General features: G+C 71.2%; 2 protein-coding genes. One reads left to right on the forward strand and one right to left on the reverse strand.

Annotated elements, in window-relative coordinates; genetic code table 11:
* A partial coding sequence (locus G6027_RS14280; RefSeq protein WP_182637755.1) for a putative sulfate exporter family transporter occupies positions 1 to 646 on the reverse strand: 646 nt, incomplete at its 3' end.
* A gap of 230 nt (positions 647 to 876) precedes the next feature.
* On the opposite strand from G6027_RS14280, the gene G6027_RS14285 reads away from it, so the two are divergent.
* The coding region (locus tag G6027_RS14285; protein ID WP_182637750.1) for a LysR family transcriptional regulator at positions 877 to 1,550 on the forward strand (674 nt) is incomplete at its 3' end.

Raw genomic sequence — 1,550 nt, forward strand, 5'->3', positions numbered from 1 at the left:
GGCTGATCACGGTGACCACGGGAGCCAACAACAAGACGCGGGCGAGCTTCACGACGGTGGCCACCGCGAGGGCGGTGCCGCCGATCGCGCCGCCGGCCGCGATCACCTGGGCGACCTCGTGGATCGATCCGCCGGCCCACATGCCCGCCGCGGTGTCCGACAGGCCCAGCGCCCCCGACAGAACCGGGACCGCGACGATCATCAGGGTGCCGAAGATGACGACGAGGGTCACCGCCGTCAGGACCTCCTCTTCCTCGGCGTCCGACACGCTGTCCACGGCTGCCACCGCCGCCGCGCCGCAGATCGAGAACCCGCAGGCGATGAGCAGGCGCTGCGTCCAGCCGAGGCCGAGCGCGCCCCCCAGCGCCATCGTGCCGGCGATCCCCAGGACCACGATGACCGCGACGAGCACGATGACCTGCCACCCCAGCGCGGTGATGTCGCCGAGCAGGAGTTGCAGACCCAGCAGGGCGATGCCGACCCGCAGCAGTGTCCGGGACGAGAAGGCCAGGCCCGCCGCGGCACGGGCCGGCAGGCGCACGGTGTTGCCGAGTGCGGCGCCCAGCACGATCGCCACGAGCATCGGGTTGAGGGCGGGGACCAGGTGGCTGACCCCCATCGCCGCCACCGTTCCCGCGAGGGTCATCGCGGTGCCCGGAGCGAGCGTGCGTGCCCTGACCCGCACGCGGGTCAGAGTGGGCGTCGCCGATCCCGAGGCCTGCGACACCCTCGCGAGGCGGTGCTCGCGCGGCTGGGCGGTCAGGGGGGTGGTCACGCCTCCAGGGTGAATGAGCACAGGCACATGCGGTAGCCGGCAGTGCGGCATCTGTCCATATCAGATAAGCATCGCTCGGAGTGAAGCCATATGCTGTACGCATGACACGAAGGTGGCCCGACCTGGTCGTCCTGGATCTGTTGATCGGCGTCGACGAACAGGGGAGCCTGAGTGCGGCGGCCCGGAAGGTCGGGATGGCACAGCCCAACGCGAGCAGGGCGATCAAGGATCTCGAGCGGCAGTTCGGGACGCCGTTGCTGCGTCGGCACCCGCGGGGTGCCACGTTGACCCCACACGGGACGGTGCTCGCACACTGGGCGCGGCGGGTCCTCGCCGAGACGACCCAGTTACTGGAGGTGGCGCAGAGCCTGCAGTCCGAGCGGTCGGCCACGTTGACGGTGGGCGCGAGCATGACCGTGGCCGAACATCTGATGCCCCGCTGGCTGGGGGCCCTGAGGGGCGCGCGGCCGGAGGTGAACATCCACCTGCAGGTCCACAACTCGGTCAGGGTCGCCGAACTCGTTCTGGACGGCACCTGTGACGTCGGATTCGTCGAGTCCCCGACGGTGCCCAGCGGTCTACACACCAGCACCGTTGCGCGCGACCGGCTCGTGGTGGTGGCGGCGCCGTCCCATCCGTGGGCCCGGCGCCGCCTCCCGGTGACCGTCGCCGAGCTCGCGGCCACGCGGTTGGTGGTGAGGGAGCCGGGGTCTGGCACTCGGACGACCCTGGACCGGGCCCTCCAGGAGTACGAGCGCCCCGCTCCACTGCTCGA

The organism is Dietzia sp. SLG310A2-38A2, from assembly GCF_014145095.1.
Lineage (GTDB): Bacteria > Actinomycetota > Actinomycetes > Mycobacteriales > Mycobacteriaceae > Dietzia.